General features: G+C 72.0%; 2 protein-coding genes. Both read right to left on the bottom strand.

Annotation, left to right across the window (positions count from 1 at the left end; translation table 11 throughout):
* A partial coding sequence (locus E1265_RS36510) for an ATP/GTP-binding protein (protein ID WP_132935219.1) occupies window positions 1–642 on the bottom strand: 642 nt, incomplete at its 3' end.
* Entirely contained in the window at window positions 623–961 is a 339-nt protein-coding gene (locus tag E1265_RS36505) for a DUF742 domain-containing protein (protein WP_243741375.1), read from the bottom strand. The genes E1265_RS36505 and E1265_RS36510, both read right to left, overlap by 20 nt.
* Between the last annotated feature and the right edge of the window lie 21 nt (window positions 962–982).

Genomic DNA, 982 nt, shown 5'->3' with positions numbered 1-982 from the left:
GGACGGGTGAGGGGCGTGGGGCGCGGAAGCGGCGCCGGCGTAGAGGAAGCGCAGCAGGGTCAGCAGCACGTCGCGGCTCGAGTCGAGCCGGCGGGCGTCGCAGGTCACCAGCGGGACGTGGTCCGCCAGGTCGAGCGCGGCGCGCAGGTCGTCCTCCGGGTGGACGGGCGCGTCAGGGAAGCTGTTGATGGCGACGACGAACGGCACCCCGCCGTCCTCGAGCCGGTCCATGGCGGTGAAGCAGTCCTCGAGTCGCCGGGTGTCCACCAGCACCACGGCGCCGAGCGCGCCCTCGAGCACGCCGTTCCACAGGAACCAGAACCGCTGCTGGCCCGGCGTGCCGAACAGGTAGAGCACCAGGCGCTCGTCGAGCGTGACCCGGCCGAAGTCCATGGCCACGGTGGTCTCGGTCTTGGCCTCGATCCCGGCCAGGTCGTCCACGCCGACCCCGCTGAGGGTCATCGTCTCCTCGGTGGTCAGCGGGCGGATCTCGCTGACGGAGGCGACCATGGTCGTCTTGCCGACACCGAAGCCGCCGACGATCACCACCTTGACCGACTGCTCGGCGGATCTGGGCAGCAGGTCCTCCTCCCGGGGGCCCAGGCCGAGCCCCCGCGAGGGGTCACAGTCGTTGTAGTCCATCGATCAACGCCTTCAGGGTCTCGACGTCCGGGTCGGCGGCGGCCTGCCGCTGCTCCTCGCGGGTGTGCCTGAGCTCCACCTGGCCGCCGGCGCTCAGGTCCTTCAGCAGCACGGTGACCACGCTGAAGGGCAGGCCGAGGTGGGCGGAGATCTCGGCCACGGAGATGGGGTGTTGACACACCCGCAGCAGGGCGGCGTGCTCGGGGGAGTGGCCGGGGGCCGGGACGGTGGATCGGGCCACGACGAGCGTGACCAGATCCAGGAGTAAGGAGTCGGGGTCGTCCCCCGACTCGCTCCGGCCGCCGGTGACGATGTACAGCGGGACCGCGCGCCCCCCGCC

The organism is Streptomyces sp. 8K308 (genome assembly GCF_004348315.1).
Classification (GTDB): domain Bacteria; phylum Actinomycetota; class Actinomycetes; order Streptomycetales; family Streptomycetaceae; genus Streptomyces.
The sequence above is the reverse complement of the archived record's forward strand: the minus strand, read 5'-3'. Positions and strand labels throughout refer to the sequence as shown.